The organism is Winogradskyella psychrotolerans RS-3 (assembly GCF_000427335.1).
In the GTDB taxonomy this organism is placed as follows: Bacteria; Bacteroidota; Bacteroidia; order Flavobacteriales; family Flavobacteriaceae; genus Winogradskyella; species Winogradskyella psychrotolerans.
In genome coordinates this window covers 1-832 of record NZ_ATMR01000150.1, presented here as the reverse complement: position 1 = coordinate 832, position 832 = coordinate 1, and the positions used below count along the sequence as shown (strand labels likewise).

Genomic DNA, 832 nt, shown 5'->3' with positions numbered 1-832 from the left:
GTAAATGCCAGACCGGAAATCATTCCGGAAATGGCACCTTCTTATTCATTCGAGTAGAAAATATACCCATAATAATTACAGGAAAGAAGGAGGCTGCTGCCAGGCCAAAGGCGAAAGCAACTACCTCTGCGACAAATCCCGGCGGGTTGATACCAAAGTATCCTGCGATGATCACTGCAAATGCAGCAGAAACCCTTGCGATGATTAGTCGGTTTTTTCTGTCATTGAAGGCACAAAAGTTCGGAACAAATCCCTGGAAACCGATGTGGAAATAACCAATAAAAGTCCTGCAGCAGTGGATAAAGCCGCTGCCATACCTCCGGCAGCTACAAGTCCAACCACCCAGTTAGGCAATTTGGCGATCTCAGGAGCCGCCAAAACCATGATGTCCTTGTCTATCCTAAGTTCATTGGTTTCAGGGTTGGGCGTATATTGTACGATTCCATCCTTGTTTATGTCTTCAACTACAATAAGATTGGTTTTTTCCCAGTTTTCAACCCAAACAGGCAATTCATCCACTGATTTGTCGGCTACAGTTTCTATGGCATTGTATATTCCAAAGGCAGCAATCGCTGGAGCAGTGGTGTATAAGATGGCAATAAAAATCAACGCATAACCAGCAGAAAGCCTTGCGTCTTTAACTCTAGGTACAGTGAAAAACCGCACAATAACGTGTGGCAATCCTGCAGTACCTACCATTAAAGCCAGGGTAATGGCAAAAATATCAGCCATTGACTTTCTTCCAGAAGTGTATTCCTGAAAACCCATGTCCAATAAAACACCATCCAATTTATCCAATAGGTAGGTTCCATCCTGTACTGTTCCACCTAAA

At 43.8% G+C, this 832-nt stretch carries 1 pseudogene; it reads right to left on the bottom strand.

The annotated features are described in order from the left end of the window. A pseudogene (locus ADIWIN_RS15110) lies at positions 1 to 832 on the bottom strand (VC_2705 family sodium/solute symporter); the annotation flags it as partial.